Source organism: Salinibacterium sp. dk2585, assembly GCF_008001035.1.
GTDB lineage: Bacteria > Actinomycetota > Actinomycetes > Actinomycetales > Microbacteriaceae > Homoserinimonas.
On sequence record NZ_CP042856.1, the window covers coordinates 1918996 to 1945093 of the forward strand.

The window sequence follows — 26098 nt, forward strand, 5'->3', positions numbered from 1 at the left end:
ACATGCCCCTCGCGCTCGCGGTCGATTTCGGAGGAACCAAGGTCGAGGCTGCGCTCGTCGATGAGCGCGGCACGGTGCTGGCAGGCAGCCGGTACCGGGCCGCAACCGGTCGCGAGGCGACCTCCGCCGCCCTCGTCGATGCGGTCGAGTCAGTGAGTGCGCGAGCGCTCGCTACTGCCGCCGACGCCGGGATCATCGGGGTGGGGATCGGAAGCGCTGGCCCCATCGACGCAGCTGCCGGCCTCGTGAGCCCGCTCAACGTGCCCGCGTGGCGCGACTACCCCCTCCGCGCACAGCTCGAGGCCCTCGTCCCTGACACCCCCGTGCGAATTGCAATCGACGGATTGTGCATCGCCCTCGCCGAGAACTGGATCGGCGCCACCCGCGGCACCCGCACCAGCATGGGCATGATCGTCTCCACCGGCGTCGGCGGCGGACTCATCATCGACGGCGCACCCTTCCAGGGCCCGAGTGGCAACGCGGGACACATCGGACACCTCGAGGTCGGCGGCTTCGACGAGCCATGCGCCTGTGGGGGCACCGGATGCCTCGAGGCCATCGCATCCGGACCGCACACGGTCGAGTGGGCCCGACGCCAGGGCTGGGCGGGCGCCACGGGAGAAGACCTCGCGGCAGCCCACGCGGCCGGGGACCCCCTCGCCCTTGCCGCCGTTGAGCGTGCCGGCACGGCACTCGGCCGCGCGATCGCCTCAGCCACCGCCCTCTGCGACCTCGAGGCCGTCGCGATCGGCGGCGGTTTCAGCCACGTCGCCCCCGAGCTCTTCACTCACATCAGGGCAGCGATGCAGCCGCGAGCCGGATGGAGCTTTGTCGAGAAGGTGCGCGTGACGCCCTCCGCGCTCTCAGGCGAGGGGCCCCATCGGTGCCGCGGCGCTCATCCACTGTTCCTGAGGCTGGCCCTCCCGGCGCACGAGCCTCAAGCTCGTCCTCGAGCATGGTCGGACGCCCCAGCTGCCGACCGACCACAGCGGTCAGCAGTGCCGTCGCCATGAGGTAATACAGCGGCAGGTCCCATCCCCCGCTCACATCATGAAGCAGGGCGAAGAGGAAGGGCCCCAGGGCTGCGACGGCATAACCGACCCCCTGCGCGAAGCCGCTCAGGGCGACCGAGCCGGCCTGCGTGCGGGTGCGCAGGTTCACGAGAGTCAGCGCCAAGGGGAACGTGATGGTGCCCGCGCCTGCGAGCACCACCCATAGCCACGGTGAAGCGGAAGGCGCGAAGATCAGGCCGGAGTAGCCGATCAGGAAGAGCACGATGCCGCAGTAGAGCAGCACGCCGACGTTGCGCAGGCGACTTGCGAGGGGTGGGATCACGAGGGCCGCTGGCAGGCCGATGAGCGCATACAGGCCGAGCATGGCACCTGCCTCGGCCTCCCCCACTCCCGCCTTCTCGACGAGCAGCAGCGGCAACCAGGCGAACGCCGAGTAGACGTGTGCCGACGACAGCGAGAAGGTGAGGGCGACGGCCCAGGCGACCCGGGAACGCCAGATACCCGCAGGGATCCGAGGAGCCGGCGGCACAGGTGCATCGCGCTGGGCGGCCGAAGCGCGCCGGTGACGGAGCAGGATTACGAGCCACGGCAGCAGGCACACGAGCGCCGAGATCCCCCAGACGGCGAGCGAGGTGCGCCAGCCCGCAGCATCCGTCACGGGCGCAGCGATGGACGACGGCACGGCGGCGCTGACCGACACGATGCCCACGTAGACCGCGGTGACGAGCCCGATGCGGTCGGGGAAGTAGCGCTTGACGAGGGGCGGCAGCAGCACGTTGCCGATGCCGGCGCCCGCGAGCGCGACGATCGTGCCGACGAGCAGGACCAAGAACGATGGCGCGACGGCACGGAACACGTGGCCGAGCACCATCGCGATGATGGCCACCGCGAGCAGCTGCTCCACCCCGAAGCGGCGGGCAATCGCGGCACCGAAGAGGGCCGACGCCGCGAAGGCGATGGGCGGCACGGTGCCGATGATGCCCAGCTGGATGGAGCCGAGGGTCACATCCTTCGCGATGTCGACCGCGACGGGAGCGATTGCCGAGACCGCCGTGCGCACGTTGAATGCGACAAGGAGGATGCCAATGAGTGCCGCCGTGCGCCCCGCCCAGAGCGGCAGCGGTGTGGCCGGATGCGCCGTCACGAGCGCGGGAGGCCCAGCACCCGTCGTGTGTCAGCCACGTCATGGCGCAACTGTTCGATGAGCGCCTCGACCGTCGTGTACTTCACCATGCCGCGCAGTCGTTCCGTGAAGGTGAGCTCGACCGTGCGTCCGTAGAGATCCATGTCCTCGTCGAGCACGTAGGCCTCAACCTGCCTCTCCGGCACGCCCTCGAAGGTCGGGTTGTTGCCGATCGAGATCGCCGCCGGGTAGGTCGTGCCGTCGACCGTGAGCCAGCCGGCGTAGACACCATCGGCCGGGATGAAGCCCTCGGGCCGCGGCCGCAGGTTTGCCGTGGGGAAGCCGAGCTCTCGCCCGCGCTTCTCGCCGGGGACGACGACCGAGCGCACCGTGGGCGGCATGCCGAGCACCTCGGTCGCCTCGCGCACGTTGCCCGCGGCAAGTGCCTCTCTGATCCACGTCGAGGAGGCCCGGCGCCCCTCGGCCGCGCGCACGTCGTCGACGAGTCGAACCTCGAAGCCGTGCGCCTCGCCTGCCCGCCTGAGCGTCTCGACGGTTCCCTCGCCGCGGTGGCCGTAGCGGAAGTCGCTGCCGACGAAGACGAGGCGAGCCGCGAGCGCGCCCACAAGGATGTTCTCGACAAACTCTTCGGGCGTCTGCGCCGCGAAGGCCTCGTCGAAGGTCACGATCAGCGTGGCCTGCACGCCAGCACCTGCGAGCCGCTCGAGCTTCTGTTCTGTGCTGATGAGCGCTTCGGGAGCGCGCGGCGGGTCGAGGTGCGCGAGCGGATGCCGATCGAAGGTCACCACCGTCGGCACGAGCTTCTGCGCCTGCGCCATCGTCAGCAACTCGCCGATGACGGCGCGGTGGCCCGCGTGCACGCCATCGAACTTGCCGATCGTCACGGCGCTCGGACCGAAGTCGCTCGGCACCTCATCGAGGGAACGGAAGCATTCCATCCTCAGCGACCTCCCACCGTGTCGCCCACCGCGACGGTATCGGAGGTCTCGATGTCACCGCGGCGCTTTGCCAGCCAGACGAGGCCCAGGATCGGCAGCAGGAGAGGGATGAACAGGTAGCCAGCGCCGAACCACGACCAGACCGAGGGGTGCGCGAAGAGTTCCGGCATCGTGAGGCTCAGGGTGCCGACCGCGAGCACGCCCACGAGCTCGAAGATGATGGCGACGAGGGCCACGAGATACCAGGTGCGCCCGCGCCCGAGTAGCGCGGCGGTCGCCGCGATGTAGACGACGGCGGAGACGGCGGAGAGCACGTAGGCGAGCGGCGCCTCGTCGAAGCGCTCAATGATCTGCACTGCCGATCGCGCCGTCGCCGCGAGGGCGAGGATGCCGTACACGGCAATGAGGACGCGGCCGACGCCGACCGCGCGCGAAGAGGAGTGAGGAGGCATCCCTCCAACTTTAGGCGATGGAATCAGGCACCCTGCACGAACCAGATCTCGTTCATGCGCCACACCATGACCGCCACGGCGAGGCACACGACACCGAGAATCACGTTGCTCCACCGGTTGCGCTCGATGAGGGCCCAGAATCCCGCGAGTGGGGGCAGCAGCACGGCGGAGACGAGGTAGGTCCAGAACTCGAGGAGGCTGCCGGATGCCACATTGCCGACGACCGGCGCGATGAGCGCCACGACGACCTGGCCGAGCAGGAACACGAGAACGACCGCGGTCGCGCCGAGCGTGAAGTCGTTCGGCAGCCGGCCCATGAGGCCTGCGACGAGGCAGAAGAGTCCCGCGGCGACCGCAACTGCCACCTGCACGACCGTGAACCACTCAACCATGCGTCAATCCTTGCAGATGCGAGCGCTCACGCCGGGCGTCAGGCACCCGTCGGAAAATTCACGAGCACGCGCGCCCGGCCCGCCTTGATCGTGACGAGCCCGACGAGATGGCCGTCGGGCGCGATGACCGCGACGGGATCAGCGGATGCCTCGGCGCCCGGCAGCTCGACCCGTTGCCCGTTCTCGAGCGCGCGCACGGTGTCGGCATCGGCGTCGATCGTCGGGAAGAGGGTGGCCGCGACATCCGCTGCTTCGCGCAGGAAAGGCGCGATGTCGAGTTCGACGCCGCGCTCAGGCAGCACGAGGGCGTCACCGACCGAGAAAGGACCGACCCGCGTGCGACGCAGGGCCGTGAGGTGCCCACCAACGCCGAGGTCGCCGCCCAGGTCGCGGGCGAGGGCACGGATGTACGTGCCGGAGGAACACACGACGCGCACGTCGAGGTCGAGCGCCTGGCCCGCCGAGCGGGGTTCGCCGAGCACTTCGAAGGCGGAGATCGTGACGCTCCTCGCCTTGAGCTCAACCTCCTCGCCGGCCCGAGCGAGCGCGTAGGCGCGCTTGCCGTTGACCTTGATCGCGCTGACCGTGCTCGGCACCTGCGCGATCGGGCCCGTGAGCCTGGCGATGCCCTCCGCAATGCCGGCCTGGTCGAGCCCCGTGGCATCCGCCGTCGCGGTCGTCTCGCCCTCGGCGTCGTCCGTCGTTGTCGAGACGCCGAGCCGGATGGTCGCGATGTACTCCTTGTCGAGACCAACAAGGTAGGTCAGGAGGCGCGTCGAGCTGCCGATGCCGAGCATGAGCAGGCCCGTCGCCATGGGGTCGAGGGTGCCCGCGTGGCCCACCTTCTTGGTGCCAGCAAGGCGCCGGGTGCGCGAGACCGCGTCGTGGCTCGTGATGCCCTGGGGCTTGTCGACGAGGAGGATTCCGGAGCGCGGAGTATCGGGGGCGTTGCTCATCACGGGAGACCACGCTACCCGGCGGCACCGGGGCCCGGGCGGCAATAGGCTTGGGCGCATGCAGATCGCGGTGCTCGGGGCCGGCGCCATGGGGGGAACCATCGCCGCCCTGCTCGACCGTGCGGGCCACGACCTCGAGGTGACCGCCCGCGGCGCCGGGCTCGACGCGATCCGCGAGCACGGCATCCGGCTCAGTGGCGCCTGGGGCGAGCACACCGCCCGAGTCGCGGCGGGCGAGGCACTCACGCGGGTTCCCGACTTGGCGATCGTAGCCACGAAGGCGATGGATGCCGCGGCCGCCGTCGCCGCCAACGCAGGCCTCCTGCGCGGGGTGCCCGTCGTCGTCTGGCAGAACGGGCTCGGCGGCATCGAAGCCGTGCAACAACTGCTGCCGAGCTCACCCGTGATCGGCGCCCTCTCCCTCATCGCCGCAACCTACCGCTCCCCCGGCGACGTCGTCGTCACGGCGCCAGCGGGCACCTGGCTGGGGATGCTCGAGGGCGAGCCCGCGCCGGCCCACGTCGCGGCCGCCGTGCTTGGAGAGGCACTGCCCGTGACGGTTGTCGAAGGATTCGCGGGCGCACGCTGGACCAAGCTCGTGATCAACCAGGTCAACGCGCTGCCCGCCATCACGAATCTCAGCGTGCAGGAGGTCGTCGCGCACGACGGGCTGCGCCGGATCATGGCGCTCAGCATGCGGGAGGCCGTGCGCATCGCCCTCGCCGACGGCGTGCGCTTCGAGGAGGTCAACGGGGTCACGCACCAGATGCTCGAGGGCATCGCGGATGCCGAGCCGGCAGCATCCGAAGCACTCCCGCGCTTCATCGCCGACTACCTGGGCGAGGTGCCGAACCCCGGCTCGACGCTGCAGAGCATCCGCCGAGGGCAGCTGAGCGAGATCGACTACCTCAACGGGGCCGTCGTTGCCGAGGCGCACCGCACCGGGGAGGAAGCGCGAATCAATGCACGGCTGACCGAGCTCGTGCACGAGGTCGAGGCGAGCGGACGCTTCCTCACGGTGGAGGAGACCCTCAGCGCGGTCGCCGTCTGATCAGGACGGGTCGAACTCCCGGTCGAAGACGTGGAGGCCGAGCTCGGCCGAGAGGCGCTCGCACACACGCACCCCTCGCACACTGTTGCCGACGTCGTCGAGCGGCGGACTGTAGACGCCGATGCCCGCGACCCCCTGCACCGCGGCCACAAGGCCGCCCGCAACCCCCGACTTCGCGGGCAGGCCCACCTTGCGCAGCCAGCGACCCGAGCCGTCATACATGCCGCAGGTCGCCATGACACTCAGCACATCCGTCACGACCCGTCGGGAGACGACCTGCTCACCCGTGCGCGGGTTGCGACCGCCGAACGCGAGCGTTGCCCCCATGACGGCGAGCACCTCCGTGTCGACCAAGACGGCGCAGGCCGCGGCGTACACCTCGAGTGCCTCGTCCACCCCGAGGTCGAGCGTGCCCATCGAGCGCATGAGGTATGCGAGCGCCCGGTTGCGATCGCCCTTCTCCTGCTCTGCCTCGGCGACGCCGTCGTCGACGCGGAGCTCGCGTCCCGCGAACGCCGAGAGGCCCGCCAGGATGCGGTCACGCTTGGCACGGGCATCCGAACCCTCGACAAGGTTTGCCGTGTAGATCGCCCCCGCGTTCACCATGGGGTTCGGAGGCCGACCGGTGTCCTCCTCCAGCAGCACGGCGTCGAAGGACTCCCCCGTCGGCTCCGTGCCCACCTCCTCGTGCACCGCGTCGTAGTTGTCCCGCAGCGCGAGCGCGTAGACGAAGGGCTTGACCGCCGACTGCATCGAGAACTCGTCGCGGGCGTTGCCGACCGAGCGCACATCGCCGTCAGGGAAGGCAAGGGCGATGCCGAAGGCACTCGGATCGGCCTCGGCCAGCTGCGGCACACTGTCGTCGACCTCGCCCCCGTGCTCCTCCATGAGCTCGCGGTGCAGCGCCCCCAGGTCGTAGCGGGCGGCGGCACGAGCGAGCGCGTTGGTCATGCACCCAGTCAAGCACCGGATGTCGCGAGCGGCCTAGGCTTGTGCGGTGACGATCAGCCGGGCCGTGAACGAATGGTTCGAGGAGCACGGCCGCGACCTCCCGTGGCGCGAAGCCGGCTTCACCCCGTGGGGAACCCTCGTCAGCGAGATCATGCTGCAGCAGACCCAGGTCGCGCGGGTCATTGCCCGCCTCACCCAATGGCTCGAGCGCTGGCCGACGCCCGCCCACCTCGCCGCATCCCCGCCCGGAGACGCCGTGCGCGCCTGGGACCGGCTCGGCTACCCGCGCCGCGCGCTCGCCCTCCACGCCGCCGCCACCGCAATCAGCGAACGACACGGCGGCGTCGTGCCCCAGGATGTCGATGAACTCCTCGCCCTGCCAGGCGTCGGCGACTACACGGCACGGGCGGTCGCCGTCTTCGCCTACGGCCACCGGCATCCGGTCGTCGACACCAACGTGCGGAGGGTCATCGCCCGCGCCGTCGCGGGCCAAGCGCAGGCAGGCCCGCCCTCGACACGCAGGGACCTCGCCGCGATGGACGCGCTCCTGCCGGAGGACGACGCGGCCGCCCGCACCACCAATGCGGCCGTCATGGAACTCGGGGCGATCGTCTGCACCGCGCGACGCCCGCTCTGTGAAGCGTGCCCGATCGCGTCGCACTGCGCGTGGCGTGCCGCAGGCTACCCCGAGTACGACGGCCCCAAGGGGCGATCGCAGGCACGATTCGAGGGCAGCGACCGGCAGGTGCGCGGACTCATCATGCGTGAGGTGCGCGCGGCAGACGTTCCAGTCACGCCCGCAGAGATCGCTGGGCTGTGGTCGGATGCCGGGCAGCGTGAGCGGGCGCTCGCAGGGCTCCTGCGCGACGGCCTGCTCGTGCAAGTCAACGGCGGCTACGAGCTGCCGTGAACGCTACCGCCCGTCGTCGTCCTCGTCGTCGCTGATGACGCGCGGCTTGACGTAGGGATCCTCGTCACCCGCATACTTCGCCGTCGCCTTCTGACGCTCGATCTCCTCATCGCGTCGGCGAGCCTCCGCGAGGAGGTCATCCAGGTGCTTGGCGTTCTCAGGGAGGGCATCCGCGATGAACTCGATCGTCGGGGTGAGGCGCGACGTCAGGTTCTTGCCGACCTCGCTGCGCAGCATTCCCGTCGCCGACTTGAGGGCGGCGGCCGAATCAGACCGCTCCTCATCGGAGCCATAGACCGTGTAGAAGATGCTCGCGTGCTGCAGGTCGCCCGTCACACGCACATCCGTGATCGTCACGAAGCCGAGCCGCGGGTCGCGGAGGCCGCGCTCGAGACGTCGAGCCACGATCTGCTTGATGTGGTCCGCCATGCGGGCGGCCCGTGTCGGGTCAGCCATTGCCTTCTCCTAAGACTGTGAGTGGGTGCCGCCGACCTTCGTCGACGGCACCCACCGTGCCGCTGGGCCCTATGCCCGCGGCTTCTCCTTCATCTCGATCGTCTCGATCTCGTCACCGATCTGGATGTCGTTGAACTTGCCGAGACCGATACCGGCCTCGAAGTCCGTCTTGACCTCGGTGACGTCGTCCTTGAAACGACGCAGCGACTCGATCGCCAGGTTGTCGCCCACGACGACACCCTCGCGGATGACGCGTGCCTTGGCGTTTCGCGTGATCGTTCCCGACCGCACGATGACACCGGCGATGTTGCCGAACTTCGAGGAGCGGAAGATCTCGCGGATCTCCGCGACACCCGACTGGACCTCTTCGTACTCAGGCTTGAGCATGCCCTTGAGCGAGCTCTCGACATCCTCGAGGGCGTTGTAGATGACGTTGTAGAACCGCACATCGACACCCTCGCGAGCGGCGCGCTCGCGCGCCTTCGGGTCGGGGCGCACGTTGAAGCCGATGATGATCGCGTTGTCGATCGTCGCCAGGTTGACGTCGCTCTCCGTGACAGCACCCACACCGCGGTGGATGATGCGCAACTGCACCGAATCGTCGACCTCGATGTCCATGAGCGACTCCTCGAGCGCCTCGACGGCACCGGAGACGTCACCCTTGATGATGAGGTTGAGCGACTCGACCTTGCCGTCCTCGAGGGCCTTCGTGAAGTCCTCAAGGCTGAGGCGCTTGCGGCTGCGAGCCAGCGTCGCGTTGCGCTCGACCGCCTCACGCTTCTCAGCGATCTGGCGAGCCGTGCGGTCATCGTCCGTCACGAGGAAGGTGTCACCGGCGCGGGGCACCGACGTGAGTCCGAGCACTGCGACGGGGCGGGCCGGAGTGGCCTCCGTCACGGTCTCGCCGTTCTCGTCGAACATCGCACGAACGCGGCCGTAGGCCGTGCCCGCCACGATGGGGTCTCCCACACGGAGCGTTCCCGACTGGATGAGCACGGTCGCGACAGCACCACGGCCCTTGTCGAGCTTGGCCTCGATCGCGACACCACGGGCATCCTTCGACGGGTTGGCCCGCAGGTCGAGACCCGCGTCTGCCGTCAGGAGCACCGCGTCGAGCAGCGTGTCGATGCCCTTGCGCTGGAGCGCCGAGACGTCGACGAACATCGTGTCGCCGCCGTACTCCTCGGCAACCAGGCCGAACTCGGTGAGCTGCTGGCGCACCTTGGCGGGGTTCGCTCCCTCCTTGTCGACCTTGTTGACCGCGACGACGATCGGCACGTTGGCCGACTGCGCGTGGTTCAGGGCCTCAACCGTCTGCGGCATGATGCCGTCGTCAGCCGCGACCACGAGGATCGCGATGTCGGTGACCTGCGCACCACGGGCACGCATGGCCGTGAAGGCCTCGTGACCGGGGGTGTCGATGAAGGTGATCTTGCGATCGACGCCCTCATGCTCGGCCTGCACCTGGTAGGCACCGATGTGCTGCGTGATGCCACCGGCCTCGCCGGCGCCGACGCTCGTGTTGCGGATCGCATCGAGCAGCTTCGTCTTACCGTGGTCGACGTGACCCATGACGGTGACCACGGGGGGCCGCGCCACGAGCATCGAGTCGTCCTCGTCCTCAAGCTCCTGGTCGAGGTCGATCGAGAAGCCCTCGAGCAGCTCGCGGTCCTCATCCTCGGGCGAGACGATCTGAATCTTGTAGCCGAGCTCGTCGCCCAGCACCTCGAAGGTGGCCTCGTCGAGCGACTCCGTCGCGGTCGCCATTTCACCGAGGTGGAACAGCACCGTCACGAGGTTGCCGGGGCTCGCATCGATCTTGTCGGCGAAGTCCGTGATCGACGCGCCACGGCGCAGACGCACAACGGTGTTGCCGTCGCCGCGGGGAACGCTCACGCCGCCGAGCGACGGGGCCTCCCGCATCTCGAACTCTGCCCGCTTCGTACGCTTCGACTTGCGGGCCTTGCTCTTGCCGCCACCACGGCCGAAGGCACCAGCCGTGCCACCGCCGGGACCACGACCACGGCCGCCGCCACCGGGACGGGGCGGGCCGAAGCCACCAGCGGGCGCCCCACCGGGAGCGCCGGGACGGAAGCCACCGGCACCGGCAGGCCGACCGGGGCCGCCGGGACGGAATCCACCGGCACCGCCGGGACGACCAGCGCCAGCCGGACGCGGTGCACCGGGACGCGGGCTGCCGGGACGGGGTGCCGCGGGACGCGGGATGTTCGCGGGCGAAGGCCGGGTATTCATGCCCTGCGTGCTCGCGTAGGGGTTGTTGCCGGGACGAGGCGTGCCCGGGCGCGGGGCGCCGGGGCGCTGCATGCCCTGCGTGCTCGCGAAGGGGTTGTTGCCGGGACGGGCACCGCCGGGGCGCGGAGCACCCGGGGTGGGCGCACCACCCGCGGGCGGAGTCGCACCCGAGTCGGCCGTCGCCGCAGCGGGCTTGGCCGGAGCCTCGGGAGCCGGGGTCTCTGCCGCCGGGGTTTGTGCCGCAGGAGCGGCCGGCTTCTCCGGGGCCGGTGCAGGCGCCGGAGCGGGCTTGCTCGCAGCGGGCTTGGCCGGCGAGGCAGCCTTCGGGGCAGCGTCCTTGGCCTGGGGCTTGACGCCCTCCGCCTCGAATGCCTGCCGAAGCTTGCGGGCCACTGGGGGTTCGATGCTCGAGGACGGGCCCTTGACGAACTCGCCAAGTTCCTTCAGCTTCTCGAGGGCTTGCTTGCTTTCTATGCCGAGTTCTGCCGCGATCTCGTGCACGCGTGGTTTAGCCACAATTCTCCTGTCTCGGGCCTACTCCGGACAGGAGCAGGCCATCACTTGAGTACGGGTCTCATTTCGAGCCGCTCATTAGTTGTCACGCATTGTGTGTCACTGTTTCGTTCAGCCGTTTCGTTAGGGAGCCCCATGGGGAGGCTCCGACTGGTGAAGTGCAAGGACGGACTGCTTGACCCCGGATGTATCGAGTGCCCCGCCAGCCCTCAACGCCCGCCCGAAGGCCCTGCGCTTGAGGGAACTGTCGACGCATTCCACAGTGGGATGCAACCAGGCACCACGACCGGGAAGCGACGCCGAAGCATCCGCCACCACCATGCCGTCGCGCGCCACGAACCTCACAAGGGAGGAAGCAGGAGCACGCCCACGGCAGCCGAGGCACGTTCTTACGGGTTCCATACTACCCCCTTGAGCCTGTGGCTCCTCCGGGTTCAGTCTTCGAGGATGCTGTCGGGCTGGATGTCGATGCGCGCGCCAGTCAGCTTCGCGGCGAGGCGGGCGTTCTGGCCCTCCTTGCCGATCGCGAGCGAGAGCTGGTAGTCGGGAACAAGCGCCCGCACCGCCTTCGTCGACTGGTCGATCACGAACGCCGAACTCACCTTGGCGGGCGAGAGCGCGTTCGACACGAAGGTCGCGAGGTCATCGGAGAAGTCGACGATGTCGATCTTCTCGTTGTTGAGTTCCGCCGTGACGGCGCGCACGCGCTGCCCCAACTCGCCGATGCAGGCACCCTTCGCGTTGATGCCCGGCTCGTTGGCCTTCACGGCGATCTTCGTGCGGTGCCCAGCCTCGCGAGCGAGGGAGACGATCTCGACAATGCCGCTCGCGATCTCCGGCACCTCAAGCGCGAAGAGCTTGCGCACGAGCGAGGGATGGGTGCGCGAGACGGTGATCTGCGGACCCTTGAGCCCCTTGCTCACGCTCGTCACGTAGACCCGGAGGCGCGAGCCGTGGGCGTAGTCCTCGCCGGGCACCTGCTCCTCGGGCGGCAGGATCGCCTCGATCGTGCCGAGGTCCACGTGGATCATGCGGGGGTTGGGGCCCTGCTGCACGACGCCGGCGACGATGTCGCCCTCGCGTGCCTTGAACTCACCGAGCACCGCGTCATCCGCAATGTCCCGGAGTCGCTGGTTGATGACCTGCTTGGCCGCGAAGGCAGCGATGCGGCCGAAGTCGCTCGGGCTGTCCTCCGCCTCGCCGATGACGTTGCCGTCGTCGTCGAATTCGGGAACGAAGACACTCACGTGGCCCGTCTTGCGGTCGAGCTCAACGCGGGCGCGACCCGGGTCGTCGGTCTTGGCATCCGCAGGTGCAGTGTGCTTGAGGTATGCCGTGAGAATCGCTTGTTCGATGATCTGGACAAGCTCCTCGAAGGGGATCTCGCGCTCGCGCTCCATCAGTCGCAACACGCTCAGGTCAATGTCCACCGAGGACCTCCACTATTCAGCTCTCCGCCCGCGCAACCACCACGCAGGTCCACGACTACGGTACCGGAGACTCGCGTGAATATTCGCCGAGACCTCCCGGAGAGGAGCCTGCGTGACTACCGTTTGCCGCATGGACACACTCGAGGAGATCATCGGGGCCGTCGGTGGCCAACTGTGGACGTTCATCGTGCTCCCCATCGTCGTCGGGCTGGGGATCTACTTCACCATTCGCACAGGCGTCGTGCAGTTCCGGATGATCCCCGACATGATCCGCACCCTCACCAACAAGACGCCAACCGATGCCTCCGGGAAGCCGCAGTCGATCAGCGCCTTCCAGGCGTTCACGGTCTCGGCGGCATCCCGCGTCGGCGTCGGCAACATCGCGGGCGTTGGCACGGCCATCGCTGTCGGTGGGCCTGGGGCAGTGTTCTGGATGTGGTTGATGGGCTTCATCGGCGGCTCTACGAGCTTCGTCGAGTCGACCCTGGGGCAGCTCTACAAGGTCAAGGACCGCGACGCCTTCCGCGGCGGACCGGCGTATTACATCGAGCGCGGCCTCGGAGCCCGCTGGGCCGGCATCCTCTTCGCCGTCGTGCTCATCATCTGCTTCCCCTTCGCATTCAGCTCCCTGCAGGCCAACACCATCAGCGCGAGCATCTCGTCGACCTTCGGCGGCGAAACCACGACCGTCGCCTGGACCGTCGGCCTCGCGCTCGCCGTGCTGACTGGCCTCGTCGTCTTCGGCGGCATCCGTCGCATCGCATCCGTCACCCAGTCGGTCGTGCCGACCATGGCCCTCATCTACCTCGCCGTCGGCATCGTCATCGTCGGCCTCAACATCGGCGAAGTGCCGCGCGTGTTCGGGCAGATCTTCTCGGGTGCCTTCGGATTCCAGGAGGTCGCGGGCGGGCTCATCGGCACGATCATCCTGACCGGCGTGCAGCGCGGCATGTTCTCCAATGAGGCCGGACTCGGGTCGGCGCCCAACGCCGGTGCGTCCGCCGCCGTGACCCACCCCGTCAAGCAGGGACTCGTGCAGACCCTCGGCGTCTACTTCGACACCTTCCTTGTCTGCTCCATCACGGCATTCATCATCCTCGTCTCGAACCCCGATCTCGGTTCCCTCGAGGCGGGCATCAGCACGACGCAGGACGCCATGGTCGCGAACCTCGGGTCATGGGCATCCGTGCTGCTGAGCGTCATCATCTTCCTGCTCGCCTTCAGCTCCATCCTCGGCAACTACTACTACGGCGAGGCGAACATCGAGTTCATCACCACCAGCACCAAGGTGCTCACGGGCTACCGCGCACTCGCCATCGTCGCCGTGCTTGGCGGCTCCGTGGCATCCACCTCGCTCATCTGGACGATGGCCGACGGGATGATGGGCGTCATGGCGCTCGTCAACCTTGTCGCGATCGCGCTCCTCTCGGGCATCGCATTCAAGCTGCTTCGCAACTACAGCGAACAGCGGCGCGCCGGCAAGGACCCCGTCTTCACGCAGGACCAGGTGCCGGGGCTCAAGAACGTCGAGTTCTGGCTGGACCCCGACACGGTCACGGGGCCGGTCGCGGTGCCGCGCGCGTCACGGCGGCGGTAGCGATCGTGCGGGCGCGCCCGCTGGACTTTTTGCGACGGATGACTGGGTTTCGGGCAGATGATCGCGCCGCGGCGCTGTCATCTGCCCGAAACCAGGTCATCCGCGAGGGCGTCGCGCTAGGCATCGATGCGGGCGCGGGACTCCACGGAGCGCGCCATGAAACCCGCGGATGCTGCGGCCACGACCGTGCATATCCCGCCGACCGAGAGGTAGGCGATGGTCCAGTCGCTTCCCCCTGCGGCGCGGTCCAGCGCGGTCAGCACCACCGCGGATCCCGCCACCGCGACGCCCGACCCGACGGCGGCAAGGGTCACGCGAAGCGAGCCGCGCTTCTCAAGTCGGCGATCGCCTACCCAGACGGCCGTGAATGCTCCCAGAAGAGCCCAGAAGGCGGTCGCGAGACCGATCGCGGTCGCGAAGAGCGTCACACCAACCACGCCCTCAACGGTGCGATAGCCGCCGGCAAAGACGAAGCCGACCGCGATTCCGGCGGCCACCGCCACGAGGAGCGATGGTAGGAGCATCCGCCGATAGCGCCTGAAGACGAGCATGGCGCGAGCCTAGCGGGGAGTGCCACAGGGGCGACAGGGCCGTCAGCGCTACCGTTTCCGTCTCGCGCTACAGCATCTTCAGCAGCGTGGGACGGAAACTGTGGCGGCCGCGCGTTGACAACGCCTCGGACTGCGCGGGCATCCATACTCGGCCCGCGCGCGACGGATGATGGGGTTTCGGGCAGATGACTGCGCCGCGGCGCGATCATCTGTCCGAAACTCGTTCATTCGAGGGCGGCGGCTGAGCGCGCCCCAGGAGTGGGCTCAGTCGAGGGACTTGTAGGCCTCGACGAGCTCAGCGATCGGGGTGGGGGTCTTGACGCCCGTGCGACGGTCCCAGAGCTCGACCGTGCCATCCGCAGCGCCCTTACCGACCACGACGATGATCGGCACGCCGATGAGCTCCGCGTCGCCGAACTTGACGCCCGGTGAGACCTTGAGCCGGTCGTCGAAGAGCACGTCGGCCCCCGTCGCCTCGAGGTCGGCGACGAGCTGCTCCGCGACGCCATAGACGGTCTCGTCCTTCGTCGCCGCGACGACGTGCACGTCGAAGGGCGCGACCGAGCGGGGCCAGATGAGGCCGCGGCCGTCGTTGTTGAGCTCCGCGATCGCGGCGAGGGCGCGCGTGACGCCGATGCCGTAGGAGCCCATCGTGACCGTCACGAGCTTGCCGTTCTCGTCAAGCACCTTGAGGCCCAGTGCCTCCGCATACTTGCGGCCGAGCTGGAACACGTGGCCGAGCTCCATGCCGCGGGCGAGCTCGACGGGCCCCGAACCATCCGGAGCCTCGTCGCCCTCGCGCACCTCGGCGATGTCGACGATCTCGTCGGAGATGAAGTCGCGGCCCGCGGTGAGGCCCAGCACGTGCTTCTCGGGCTCGTTCGCGCCCGTGACCCACTGGGTGCCCTCGACGACCCGCGGGTCGAGGAGGTAACGGATGCCCGTGAAGGAGGCCTCGCCCAGCACGGGTCCCTCGGCGGACCAGGGGCCGATGTAGCCGCGCACGAGCAGCGGGTTCTTGGCGAAGTCGGCGTCGGTCGCCGCCTCGACCTCGGCTGGCGCGAAGGCCGCCTCGGCGCGCTTCATGTCGACCTCACGGTCACCAGGGAGTCCCACGACAACAAGCTCGCGCGCACCCTCGGGCGAGACGAGCGCCAGCACGACGTTCTTGAGGGTGTCGGCGGCCGTCCAGGGGCGGTCCTCGCGCGGGTGACGCTCGTTGACGAGCGCGACGAGCGTCTCGATCGTGGGCGTGTTGGGCGAATCGAAGACGGTCGGGGTGCCGTGCTCGTCGAAGGGCAGCGGCTCGGGCGGCGTCGTCGCGAAGGCCTCGACGTTGGCCGCGTAGCCGCCCGCCGAACGCACGAAGGTGTCTTCGCCGATGGGCGTGGGGTGCAGGAACTCCTCGCTGCGCGAGCCACCCATGGCCCCGGCATCCGCCTGCACGATGACAACCTCGAGGCCGAGGCGCGCGAAGATGCGCTCGTAGGCGTCACGCTGCGCCTGGTACGAGACATCCAGGCCCTCGTCGGTGTAGTCGAAGGAGTACGCGTCCTTCATCGAGAACTCGCGGCCGCGGAGGATGCCCGCGCGAGGGCGAGCCTCATCGCGGTACTTGTCCTGGATCTGGAAGATCGTGAGCGGCAGGTCTTTGTAGCTCGAGTAGAGGTCCTTGACCGCGAGGGTGAAGACCTCCTCGTGCGTGGGCGCGAGCAGGTAGTCGGCGCCCTTGCGGTCCTTGAGGCGGAAGAGGTTGTCGCCGTACTCGGTCCAGCGACCGGTCGCCTCGTAGGGCTCGCGCGGCAGGAGTGCGGGGAAGAGCACCTCCTGGGCGCCCGCCGCCTCCATCTCCTCGCGCACGACCTTCTCGACCTTGCGGCGCACCTTGAGACCGAGCGGCAGCCAGGAGAAGACCCCCGGGGCCTGGCGTCGGATGTAGCCGGCGCGGACGAGGAGCCTGTGGCTCGTCACCTCCGCGTCGACCGGGTCCTCGCGGAGGGTGCGGACAAAGAGTTGGGAGAGGCGTGTAGACACGACTACAAACTTACCGCCGCCCTCACACGATTCGGGACGGTGGGCCGAGCATCCTGAATTGGGAGAGCCGGCTCCTGAATTGGGAGCGCCGGCTCCTGAGTTGGGAGCGCCGGCTCCTGAGTTGGAAGGGCAAGCTCCTGAGTTGGGTGGGCACGCTCCTGAGTTGGGAAGGTTAGGTGGCGCGGTAGGAGGCGGCGAGGCGGTCGAAGCCCTCGTCGAGGGAGATGTGCGGCGTCCAGCCGAGGGCGGCGCGGGTCTCGCGCTGGTCGAACCAGTGGGCCGTCGAGAGCTGCTCGGCGAGGAAGCGCGTCATGGGCGGTTCGTCCTCCCCAGGGCGCACCCGCCACACGCTCTCGACAACGCCGCCGGCCGCGCGAGCCACCCGCGGCGGGATGCTCCAGCGGGGAGGCTCGACGCCCGCGGCGCGGCAGATGCGCTCGAAGAGCTCGGCGATCGTGCGCGGTTCCCCGTTCGTCACGACGAAGGAGCGCCCGTGGGCCCCCTCCGCCCGGTTGAGCGCCGCCAGGAGAGCGGATGTCGCGTTGTCGCGGTAGGTCGTGTCGATGAGTGCGGCACCCGAGCCCAGCAGCGGGAGCCTGCCCTGGCGCGCCCGCTCGACGATGCGCCCGATGAGCTGCTCGTCGCCCGGACCCCACACGAGGTGGGGACGCACGACGACGACCGCAAAGCCTGGGGCGTCGGCGGCGAGCGCAATCAGCTCACCCCGCGCCTTGGTTCGGGCGTAGTCACCGTTGGCACGCTCGGGGTCGGCTGGCTCGGCACCCTCGCCCATGATGGCCTCGCCCGCGTGCGCGACCGAGGGCGAGGAGACGTGCACGAATCGTGAGACGCCGGCGCGCCGGGCCGAGTCGAGGAGCCCGCGCGTGCCCTCGACGTTGACGGTCTCGAACTCGGCCGGATCGCCGGCCATCGAGACCTTCGCGGCGAGGTGCACGACGGCATCCATGCCCGCGGTCGCGCGGTCGCGGGCCGCAGCATCCGTGACACTGCCGAGCACATCCTCGACACCGTCGATGCCCGAGTGGCGACGCTGGAAGGTGCGCACGTCATGGCCCGCCGTCAGGAGCGCCCTGGCGACATCACCGCCGAGGGCGCCGCTCGCCCCCGTGACCAGCACCCTCATGCGGGCCGTCGCATCCGCTTGCCCGCCAGCACCTCGCCCGCCCATTCGGCGAGCGCCGCGCGGTCGATCTTGGAGTTGTGGCGGATGTCTGTCGGCAGGTGTGGCACGAGCAGCACGGCCGCGAGGGGCCGGCCGACCGCCTCGCGCACCGCGCGCGTGAGGTCGGCGCTCGCGACACGGGGGCGGTGGCACGCCGGATCGGTCTCGGCCACGACGACGAGCTGCTGGGTTCCTCGCGGCCCCACACCGACGGCGGCGGCGCGCGAGAGCTGCTCGACGCGTTCCGCCCGCTGTTCGACGCCGACGGGCGTGACGACGCCCTCCGCCGTGACGATGACGTGGGGCAGCCGCCCCTCGACCCAGAGCCTGCCCTCAGTGTCGAGGTGGCCGATGTCGCCCGTGCGATGCCAGCGGCCGGACTCCGAGGCATCCGGTGCCTCACTCGCCGACTGGGTGGCCCAAAGCCGGTCGTAGTGGTCACGCAGGTGGGGCGCCGAGACGACGATCTCGCCCGTCACGCCCGGGACGTCGACGGGAGCGCCGGTCGCGCGACCGTCAGCATCGAGCGGACTGATGAGCACCCGAGCGGATGCCGCGGGCACGCCGACGCACACGCCGCCCTGTTCCGCAGCATCCAGCTCGGACACCTCCCGGATGCCCTCGAGCGTGATGTCGGTGAGCAGGAGTCCCTCCGTCATGCCGTAGGGGGTGTGGATGCTCGCGGCGGGCACGAGCTGCTGCACGCGCTCCAGGAGGTTCGCGGAGAGCGGGGCCCCCGCGGAGAGGAGTGTCGTGACCCCTCCGAGTGCCTCACGGTGGCGCGACTCCAGGCGCTCAGCCGTCTGCAGCACGTTCGCGAGCGCAGCTGGCGAGGCGAAGACGATCCGCGCATCCACGGCCGCGACGGCGTCAGCGACCGCGGTCGCAGTGAGGGTCGAGGGAGCCGTGACATCCATGTCGGGCGTGACGGAGGTCGCCCCGAGGGCCGGGCCGAGCAGGGCGAAGGGCGCGAAGCCCGCGACGAGGCCAGTGCCGGGCGTCACCCTGTACTGCTCCCGCAGCACCGCCGTGAGCGCCGAGAGCTGGCGGTGGGTGTAGGCGACCCCCTTGGGCGGGCCCGTCGACCCCGAGGTGAAGAGGATCGCGGCCAGGTCGTCGGGGCTGGGTGGCTCCGGCAGCTCGAGGTTGCGCCGCCCGACATCCGCGAGATCGGCGAGCGAGGCGGTGACGCCGAGTGCGCGGGCGACGGGAGCGTCGAGCCTGCGCGTCGAGAACTTCTGTCCCGGCCAGCCGAGCGCGCGCGCCGCGACGAGCGCCTTCTGGATGCCGATGACGTGGTCGGGCCACGACCCCCTCACCGCCCTGCTGAGTGCCGCGACCCCGAGGCCCGCGTCGGCCACGACGACGATTGCGCCGATGCGCAGGCAGGCGTAGAGCACGGCCGTCAGGTCGGCGCCCGCTGGCACGAGCACCGAGACGCGGTCGCCCTTTCGCACGCCGTGCGCCACGAGACCGGCCGCGAGCTCATCAACCCGGCGGGCGAGCATCCGCCAGCTGATGGCGCGCGGGGTGCGGCGGCCGCGCGGGGCCATCTCGACGAGGGCGGTGCCCTCGCTGTCGCGGAGGTAGTCGAGCCGGGACCAGAGCGGCGGATGCTCCTGCTCCTGCTCCAGCGGCGCTGACCGCTCCCCCGATCCGGTCTGCGAGGGCGCGGCCACCTTCTCGTCGAGCCAGCGCAGCACGGGCGACACATAGTCGGCGTCCTCCGCCACGAGGTGGCCGGTGCCCTCGAAGCGGTGCACGTCGGCGTGCGGCATCCGGTCGACGAGGTCGGCGAGGTAGCGGTCACTGAAGATGGGATCGCGCGGGCCCCACAGCAACAGCGCGGGAACGTCGAGCGTCCGGAGCCCCTCTGCGATGCGCTCGAGCGCCGGAAAACTCGGATGACTCGGGTCGACGGGGATGTCGGCGACGAAGTCCCCAATTCCACGGCGCCGCTCGGCGCTGCCATAGGGGGCGGCGAAGGCGGCACGCACCGGCCGCGACAGGGGCGGGTGGGCGAGGCCGAGCGAGACCTCGAGGAATGCGGGTGCCTGCACCGTCCCGGCGTGCCGCACGGGACGCTGGAGGGCGAAGCGCAGGGGCGCCGGGATGGGGGCGTTCTCTGGCTGGTGCACGGCCGTGTTGAGCGACATCACCGCCGCGAGCTGCTCGCGGTGCTCGACAGCCCAGCCGAGCGACACCGTGCCGCCCCAGTCGTGGCCGAGCGTGACGACGGGGCCGTCCAAGCCCAGGGCGTCGGTGAGGTCGCCGAGGTCCGCGACGCGATCGGCGAGGCGTCGCATCGTGCCCGTGCGCTCGGAGAAGCCCATCTCCAGCTGGTCGACCGCGACGACACGCCATGCCGTCGCACCCGACTCCGCGGCATCCGTCGCCGCCGTCAGCAGGCCACGCCACAGGTAGGACCAGGTCGGATTGCCGTGCACGCACAGGATCGTGCCGACAGCCGTCACGCCCAGCGCCTCGAGGCGGGAGGCGTTGTCGAGCACGTGCCACGTGTGGCTGCCACCCGTGTGCGAGGGCACCTCGACGAGCCTCGAGAAGGAGGCACCAAGGCCCGGCAGGCCAGCGGGAGGGAGCGTCGCGGGCGACGCCACGGCTGAGCCGCTCACCACGCGATCTCGGTCATGGCCGTGTTGAGGCCGGAACCGACCCCCATGCACAGCACACGGTCGCCGCGCTTGAGCTTTGGCGCCTCCATCGCGAGGGTGATCGGCAGCGACGCAGGTCCGACATTGCCGAGTGTGGGATAGGTGACGGGCACGCGGGAACGGTCAAGCCCCGCCGCCTTGATGATGCCGCCCGTGTGCACGGCCGATACCTGGTGCGTGATGTAGCGGTCCATCCGGCCCCAGTCCCAGTCGCGCTTGGCCTCGTTCCAGGCATCCATGACGAGTTCCATGCCACTCGCGAGCAGGCGCTTGGCATCCGTGAACATGCCCTTGACGTCGCCGACACAGAGGTTGTGGTGCTGCGTCGCGGAGCGCGTGATGCCGCCCAGGATGCGGTGACCCTCCGGGTGCAGGTCGCTCGGCCCGAGCACGGCCGCGGCCGCACCGGATCCGAGCGTGAGGCTCGCGAACTCCTCAACGAACTCGTCCTTCGTGAGCCCGGAACCCGAGAGGCGCTCGAGCGTGTTCAGGTGCAGCTCGTCGGCGTCCTCCCCGTCGACGATCACGGCGTACTTGATCTGGCCCGACTCGATCAGTTGGGCCGCGAGCGTCATGCCGTTGACGAAGCCGAGGCACGCGTTCGTGATATCGAAGTTCATGGCGGATGACGGCAGGCCGAGCCCGTGGTGGATGCTGACCGCGACGGAGGGCTCGAGGTGCTTGCGCGTCACCGAGGTGTTGATCATGAGCCCAACCTCGGAGGGATCCACCTTCGCCTCCGCGAGCGCGCGAGCCGCAGCATCCGTCGCCGCCTCGACGAAGGTCATAGTCGAATCCCACTGCCGGCGCTCCATGACGCCGGCCACACGCTGCAGGAGACCCTTGGGAAGGCGCAGTCGGCGCAGCGACGCGCTCAGCCGATCGTCGATCTCCTCGGAGGTCACGACGACGGGCGCAGTCGTCGTCGTCACCGAGAGCAGGGATGTATTCCCGTGTCGGAATGTGGCGTTGCCACCCATCTTCTGCTCTGCACTCGCGCTGGTCCTCATATGACCTGACGCTATGCCGGGACGCCTCCGAAGATGCTGGACGTCGCCTGAATGGCGGTGCCCGCTCAGGCGGTGACGACCTCGGGCGAGCCGAGCTCGCCGGGCATGGCTTCCGCGAGGCGCGCGGCCTCCTCGATGAGCGTCGCCACGATCTCCGACTCCGGCACCGTCTTGATGACCTCGCCCTTGACGAAGATCTGGCCCTTGCCGTTGCCGGATGCGACGCCCAGGTCGGCCTCGCGGGCCTCACCCGGTCCGTTCACGACGCAGCCCATGACCGCGACGCGCAGTGGCACCGTCACGTGCTTGAGCCCCTCCGTCACCTCGTCCGCGAGCGAGTAGACGTCGACCTGGGCGCGGCCGCAGCTCGGGCAGGAGACGATCTCGAGCTTGCGCTCGCGCAGGTTGAGTGACTGCAGGATCTGCAGGCCGACCTTGACCTCCTCGACGGGCGGGGCGCTGAGCGAGACGCGGATCGTGTCGCCGATGCCCTCCGAGAGCAGGATTCCGAACGCGGTCGCCGATTTGATCGTGCCCTGGAAGGCAGGGCCGGCCTCCGTGACGCCGAGGTGGAGCGGCCAGTCGCCGCGCTCGGCAAGGAGTCGGTAGGCCTTGACCATGACGACGGGGTCGTTGTGCTTGACCGAGATCTTGAAGTCGTGGAAGTCGTGCTCCTCGAAGAGGCTCGCCTCCCACACGGCGCTCTCGACGAGCGCCTCCGGGGTGGCTTTGCCGTACTTCTGCAGCAGGCGCGGGTCGAGCGAACCGGCATTGACGCCGATTCGGATGCTCACGCCGGCATCCTTCGCCTCTTTGGCGATCTGCGCGACCTGGTCATCGAACTTCTTGATGTTGCCGGGGTTGACGCGCACGGCGCCCACGCCCGCCTCGATCGCCGCGTAGACGTAGCGCGGCTGGAAGTGGATGTCGGCGATGACCGGGATCTGGCTCTTCTTGGCGATGATCTTGAGCGCGTCGGCGTCGTCCTGGTGCGGTACCGCGACACGCACGATGTCGCAGCCGGCCGCCGTGAGCTCCGCGATCTGCTGGAGGGTAGCGTTGATGTTGGTGGTCTGCGTCGTCGTCATCGACTGCACGCTCACGGGGGCGTCGCCGCCCACGAGCACATTGCCCACGGCGAGCTGGCGGGTCTTGCGACGGGGAGCGAGTACTTCGGGGATTCTCGGCATTCCGAGATTGATGGCAGCCACGCCCCAAGTCTACGCGGCCCTGCCTTGCAGGGCCTGAGATGCCGCACGCTGGGCATTCGCTGTATTGGGTCCCCCACGTGCTCTCCGGGGATCGCGCCCGCGTTCGCCGATATCGGGTGCGCTGCTCCGAGCTGTGGTGCCAGCGGGGTGAACCCGCGCGCCACGACTAGAGGATCGTGATTGGCTTGACGATGTCGGCGTAGATGAGCAGCACGCTCATGAGCCCCAGCAGCACCGCGACCGCGAGCGTGAGCGGAATGAGCTTTGCCGTGTCGACCGGGCCCGGGTCGCGGCGGCCGAAGAGCTTCGCGAGCCGGCGGCGCAGGCCCTCCCACAGTGCGCCCAGCACATGGCCGCCATCGAGCGGCATGAGCGGCACGAGGTTGAAGACGAAGAGGGCGACGTTGACGGATGCGACGAGCCCGATGAGAAAGCTCAGGCGCTCGACGACGGGAATCGTGTCGACCGTCGTGATCTCGCCCGCGATGCGGCCGACGCCGACGACCGAGAGCGGCCCGTTGGGGTCCCGTTCCTCCGGGCCGAAGGCCGCCTCAGCGACATCGACGAGCCGCTGCGGCAGGTTCAGGATGACCTGCGCCACCGCGACCGTGTTGTTCCACACCTGGGGAAACGCGGCTGTGATGGGCTGGCGCACGAGCTCGTAGGCGGCGGTGATGCCGACCATGCCGACATCCTCGGTGAGCAGTTCGCCGTCAGTTCCCTCGACGGCCATGCCGTCCTCATCGAAGACGTAGCGCTCGTTGAGGAACGGGGTGATCTCGAGGGCCTGCGGCTTGCCGTCCCTCTCGACGACGAGCTCGAGCGTCTCGTCCGGCGATTCGCGGAAGATCGCGCTCGCCTGCTCCCAGGACGTCACGGGGGTCCCGTCGACGCTGAGCATCCGGTCGCCGGGGAGCACGCCCGCCTCGGCTGCAGGGGCGGTCGGCGCATCCGCATCGCACTCGTCCTGGGCTGAGCCGGCGGGAACCATGCACTCCGCGACCGAGCCGATCGTCGTGCTCGGCTGCTGCACCCCGAAGGCTGACAGCACGACCATGAAGAGCACGAGGGCGATCAGGAGGTTCATGAAGGGCCCGCCCAGCATGATGACGATGCGCTTCCACACCGGCAGGCGATAGAAGGCGCGGGTGTCCTCGCCCGGTGCGATCGTCTCGGCACTCGCGACCCGCGCATCCTGCACGAGGGTCTGGAAGAAACCGGTGCTCGACTCGCGCGCGCGACCGCCCTCCGCCGCTGGCGGGTACATGCCAGACATCGAGATGTAGCCGCCGAGGGGAATCGCCTTGATGCCGTATTCGGTCTCGCCGCGGCGCCGGGACCACAGGGTTGGGCCGAAGCCGATCATGTACTGGCCGACGCGCACACCGAAGAGCTTGGCCGGCACCAGGTGCCCAACCTCGTGCAGCGCGATCGACAGTGCAAGGCCGATGACGATGACGATGACGCCCACGATGTAGAGCAAGACGGATTCCACTGTCCGAGGATACCCGCCGGTCCCCTGCGCCAGCTGTGCCCCTGTGGGCCTTCGCGTGGCGGGGTTAGCATGACCCCGAGAGCCAGCATGAGGAGTTGAGACGTGACGACGCTGCGAGCCGACGACACCCTCCTCGGCGGCCGATACCGCCTCTCCCATGAGCTGGGCCGGGGCGGGATGTCGACCGTGCACCGCGCCACGGATGAGGCGCTGGGGAGGGATGTCGCCGTGAAGGTGCTCGCGCACGGCCTCACCGACGCGGAGGGCCTCACGCGGCACCGCGAGGAGGTGCAGCTGCTCGCGAGCCTCAGCCACCCCGGCCTCGTCACCCTGTTCGACGCCGCGACGGACGAGGGCGCCGACTGCGCGTTCCTCGTCATGGAACTGATCGACGGCCACGACCTGAGAACGCGGCTGCTGGAGGGTCCCCTGCCGCCGACCGAGGTCGCCGTCATCGGCCGGCACCTCGCGGAGGCACTCACCTACACGCACTCCCGCGGGGTCGTTCATCGCGACGTCAAGCCAGGCAACATCCTGCTCCCGCGGCGCGATGGTGAGGCGACCGGCGCGCCCGCCAAACTCGCCGACTTCGGCATCGCCCGCATCGTCGACGGGGCCCGGCTCACTGCGACCGGCACCGTGCTCGGCAGCGCCGGGTACTTCTCACCCGAGCAGGCACTCGGCGCTCCCCTCACGGGCGCGAGCGACTTCTACTCGCTCGGGCTCGTGTTGCTCGAAGCGCTCACGGGCGAGCGTGCATTCCCGGGGACCGCCGCGGAGTCCATGGCTGCCCGGATCCATCGTGACCCCCACGTGCCGGCGGGACTCGACCCCGAATGGACCGAGGTGCTGAGCCTCATGACGACGCGTGATCCAGAGCAACGGCTCACTGGGCTCGATGCGGCGGAACGGCTCTCCCAGCTCGCGTCACGCCCGCTGACGGAGGCGACCCAAGCGCTGCACCCCGCGGCTTCCGTCGACCCGACCCTGCCGTTCCCGGTCGCCGAGGCGACGACGCCCGAGAACGTTGCCGAGGAGCAGGAGGCGAGGGATGCAAGGCGCCCGAGCCAGCGCCGCCGGGTGCTGCTCTGCGTCGCCATCGTCGCCGCCCTCATCCTCGTGGTGACGGTGGTCACCGTCGCCCTCCAGTCGCGCCCAGCGACCCCAGCCGCGCCCTCCTACCCCGCCGTGGAGGGCGAACTCGGCGAGAGCCTTGAACAATTGCAGAGGAGCGTCGAACCGTGACGCGCATCCGTGCCATCGTCGCCGCAACGGCCCTCTGCCTCACGGCGAGCCTCGGACTCTCCGGCTGCGCCGCCGAGGGCGACTACACCCGCGCGGCGGCGGAGCGCCTCCAGGAGCGGGTGCTGGGCGCGACGGCGGCCGCCACATCCGCCGACTACGCGACCGTACTCAGCGCGCTCGACGCCCTCGAGGTCGACCTCGGCGACGCCCTCGCGCGAGGGCAGGTCACGCAAGCACGCCACGACGCCATCGCGGCGGCCATCGCCCACGTGCGCAAGGACGTCGACGCGATCATCGCGGCCCAGCAGCCTGAACCCGAGCCGCAGCCGGCCAGTGGCGAGGGTGCGCCGAAGGAACCCGAGAAGGCGAAGCCAGACAAGCCTGACAAGCCAGACAAGCCTGACAAGCCTGACAAGCCCGGGAAGCCCGAGGAGCCGGGAGGCAAGGGGCCGGGGAACAAGGGCGGCCCGGGCAAGAACGGCAAGGGAAACGACTGAGCGGGACGCCCGTCACCGTCGGGCTTCAGCACGAACCCCCGAACCCCTCAGCGCCGGCTCCTCAGCGCTGGCCTCCTCAGCGCTGGCTCCTCAGCGCTGGCCTCCTCAGCGCTGGCTCCTCAGCGCCGGCTCCTCAGCGCTGGC

At 69.5% G+C, this 26098-nt stretch carries 22 protein-coding genes and 1 pseudogene; 6 read left to right on the forward strand and 17 right to left on the reverse strand.

The features are described from left to right. Positions 1–2 precede the first annotated feature (2 nt). A pseudogene (locus FVA74_RS09030) lies at positions 3–794 on the forward strand (ROK family protein); the annotation flags it as partial. Here FVA74_RS09030 and FVA74_RS09035 read toward each other — a convergent pair. Genes FVA74_RS09035 through truB form a run of 5 tightly spaced genes read right to left on the reverse strand, consistent with a single transcriptional unit; the run spans position 793 to position 4895 of the window. Further along, a complete protein-coding gene (locus tag FVA74_RS09035) occupies positions 793–2157 on the reverse strand; it encodes an MFS transporter (protein WP_240792184.1) in 1365 nt (454 codons plus the stop codon). The pseudogene FVA74_RS09030 and the gene FVA74_RS09035 sit on opposite strands and share 2 nt — an antisense overlap. Next, positions 2154–3095: a bifunctional riboflavin kinase/FAD synthetase gene (locus FVA74_RS09040; protein ID WP_147721747.1), complete on the reverse strand. Its 942-nt coding sequence runs from the start codon at positions 3093–3095 to the stop codon at positions 2154–2156. The genes FVA74_RS09035 and FVA74_RS09040 overlap by 4 nt, the downstream gene beginning before the upstream one ends. A gap of 2 nt (positions 3096–3097) precedes the next feature. Continuing rightward, entirely contained in the window at positions 3098–3547 is a 450-nt protein-coding gene (locus FVA74_RS09045; protein ID WP_147721749.1) for a hypothetical protein, read from the reverse strand. Between the two features lie 23 nt (positions 3548–3570). Beyond that, positions 3571–3939 carry a hypothetical protein gene (locus tag FVA74_RS09050; RefSeq protein WP_147721751.1) on the reverse strand — a complete coding sequence of 123 codons (369 nt, stop codon included), beginning with the start codon at positions 3937–3939 and terminating at the stop codon, positions 3571–3573. A gap of 38 nt (positions 3940–3977) precedes the next feature. Then, positions 3978–4895, reverse strand: a complete 918-nt coding sequence (truB, locus tag FVA74_RS09055) for a tRNA pseudouridine(55) synthase TruB (protein ID WP_147721752.1) — start codon at positions 4893–4895, stop codon at positions 3978–3980. 58 nt (positions 4896–4953) lie between these two features. Here truB and FVA74_RS09060 point away from each other — a divergent pair, with 58 nt between their 5' ends. Continuing rightward, a complete protein-coding gene (locus FVA74_RS09060; protein WP_147721754.1) occupies positions 4954–5946 on the forward strand; it encodes a ketopantoate reductase family protein in 993 nt (330 codons plus the stop codon). Here FVA74_RS09060 and glsA read toward each other — a convergent pair whose 3' ends face one another. Continuing rightward, on the reverse strand, positions 5947–6897 hold the full coding sequence (gene glsA, locus FVA74_RS09065) for a glutaminase A (RefSeq protein ID WP_147721756.1): 951 nt from the start codon (positions 6895–6897) through the stop codon (positions 5947–5949). A 46-nt stretch (positions 6898–6943) separates the two neighbouring features. Here glsA and FVA74_RS09070 point away from each other — a divergent pair, with 46 nt between their 5' ends. Beyond that, complete coding sequence (locus tag FVA74_RS09070) at positions 6944–7807, forward strand: A/G-specific adenine glycosylase (RefSeq protein WP_187266479.1); 864 nt, start codon at positions 6944–6946, stop codon at positions 7805–7807. 3 nt (positions 7808–7810) lie between these two features. Here FVA74_RS09070 and rbfA read toward each other — a convergent pair whose 3' ends face one another. From rbfA to nusA, 4 genes are all read right to left on the reverse strand, one after another. Next, the gene (gene rbfA / locus FVA74_RS09075) at positions 7811–8263 is read right to left on the reverse strand and encodes a 30S ribosome-binding factor RbfA (protein ID WP_147721758.1); all 453 of its coding nucleotides are present in this window, start codon (positions 8261–8263) and stop codon (positions 7811–7813) included. A gap of 69 nt (positions 8264–8332) precedes the next feature. Next, positions 8333–11032, reverse strand: coding sequence for a translation initiation factor IF-2 (gene infB, locus FVA74_RS09080; protein WP_147721760.1), 2700 nt, complete (start codon positions 11030–11032; stop codon positions 8333–8335). 120 nt (positions 11033–11152) lie between these two features. Beyond that, positions 11153–11431, reverse strand: coding sequence for a YlxR family protein (locus FVA74_RS09085; protein ID WP_147721761.1), 279 nt, complete (start codon positions 11429–11431; stop codon positions 11153–11155). A gap of 32 nt (positions 11432–11463) precedes the next feature. Then, positions 11464–12459, reverse strand: coding sequence for a transcription termination factor NusA (gene nusA / locus FVA74_RS09090; RefSeq protein WP_147721763.1), 996 nt, complete (start codon positions 12457–12459; stop codon positions 11464–11466). A gap of 130 nt (positions 12460–12589) precedes the next feature. Here nusA and FVA74_RS09095 point away from each other — a divergent pair, with 130 nt between their 5' ends. Next, positions 12590–14056: a sodium:alanine symporter family protein gene (locus FVA74_RS09095; protein ID WP_147721765.1), complete on the forward strand. Its 1467-nt coding sequence runs from the start codon at positions 12590–12592 to the stop codon at positions 14054–14056. A 116-nt stretch (positions 14057–14172) separates the two neighbouring features. Here the strand turns inward: FVA74_RS09095 and FVA74_RS09100 are convergent, their stop codons facing one another. The 7 genes from FVA74_RS09100 to FVA74_RS09130 form a co-directional block, all read right to left on the reverse strand. After that, a complete protein-coding gene (locus FVA74_RS09100; protein WP_147721768.1) occupies positions 14173–14607 on the reverse strand; it encodes a hypothetical protein in 435 nt (144 codons plus the stop codon). Between the two features lie 264 nt (positions 14608–14871). Next, positions 14872–16641, reverse strand: a complete 1770-nt coding sequence (locus tag FVA74_RS09105; RefSeq protein WP_147721770.1) for a proline--tRNA ligase — start codon at positions 16639–16641, stop codon at positions 14872–14874. A gap of 172 nt (positions 16642–16813) precedes the next feature. Further along, complete coding sequence (locus tag FVA74_RS09110) at positions 16814–17785, reverse strand: NAD(P)-dependent oxidoreductase (RefSeq protein WP_147721772.1); 972 nt, start codon at positions 17783–17785, stop codon at positions 16814–16816. Next, the gene (locus FVA74_RS09115) at positions 17782–20457 is read right to left on the reverse strand and encodes an alpha/beta fold hydrolase (protein ID WP_147721774.1); all 2676 of its coding nucleotides are present in this window, start codon (positions 20455–20457) and stop codon (positions 17782–17784) included. The genes FVA74_RS09110 and FVA74_RS09115 overlap by 4 nt, the downstream gene beginning before the upstream one ends. After that, the gene (locus FVA74_RS09120; protein ID WP_147723148.1) at positions 20454–21476 is read right to left on the reverse strand and encodes a 3-oxoacyl-ACP synthase III; all 1023 of its coding nucleotides are present in this window, start codon (positions 21474–21476) and stop codon (positions 20454–20456) included. Before FVA74_RS09120 ends, FVA74_RS09115 begins: the two co-directional genes overlap by 4 nt. A 95-nt stretch (positions 21477–21571) precedes the next feature. After that, entirely contained in the window at positions 21572–22717 is a 1146-nt protein-coding gene (gene ispG / locus FVA74_RS09125; protein ID WP_187266478.1) for a flavodoxin-dependent (E)-4-hydroxy-3-methylbut-2-enyl-diphosphate synthase, read from the reverse strand. Positions 22718–22883: 166 nt separating this feature from the next. Then, positions 22884–24212, reverse strand: coding sequence for an RIP metalloprotease (locus tag FVA74_RS09130; RefSeq protein ID WP_240792185.1), 1329 nt, complete (start codon positions 24210–24212; stop codon positions 22884–22886). 102 nt (positions 24213–24314) lie between these two features. Here FVA74_RS09130 and FVA74_RS09135 point away from each other — a divergent pair, with 102 nt between their 5' ends. Beyond that, positions 24315–25457, forward strand: a complete 1143-nt coding sequence (locus FVA74_RS09135) for a serine/threonine-protein kinase (RefSeq protein ID WP_240792186.1) — start codon at positions 24315–24317, stop codon at positions 25455–25457. Then, positions 25454–25954, forward strand: coding sequence for a hypothetical protein (locus tag FVA74_RS09140; RefSeq protein WP_147721778.1), 501 nt, complete (start codon positions 25454–25456; stop codon positions 25952–25954). The genes FVA74_RS09135 and FVA74_RS09140 overlap by 4 nt, the downstream gene beginning before the upstream one ends. The last annotated feature ends 144 nt before the right edge of the window (positions 25955–26098 follow it).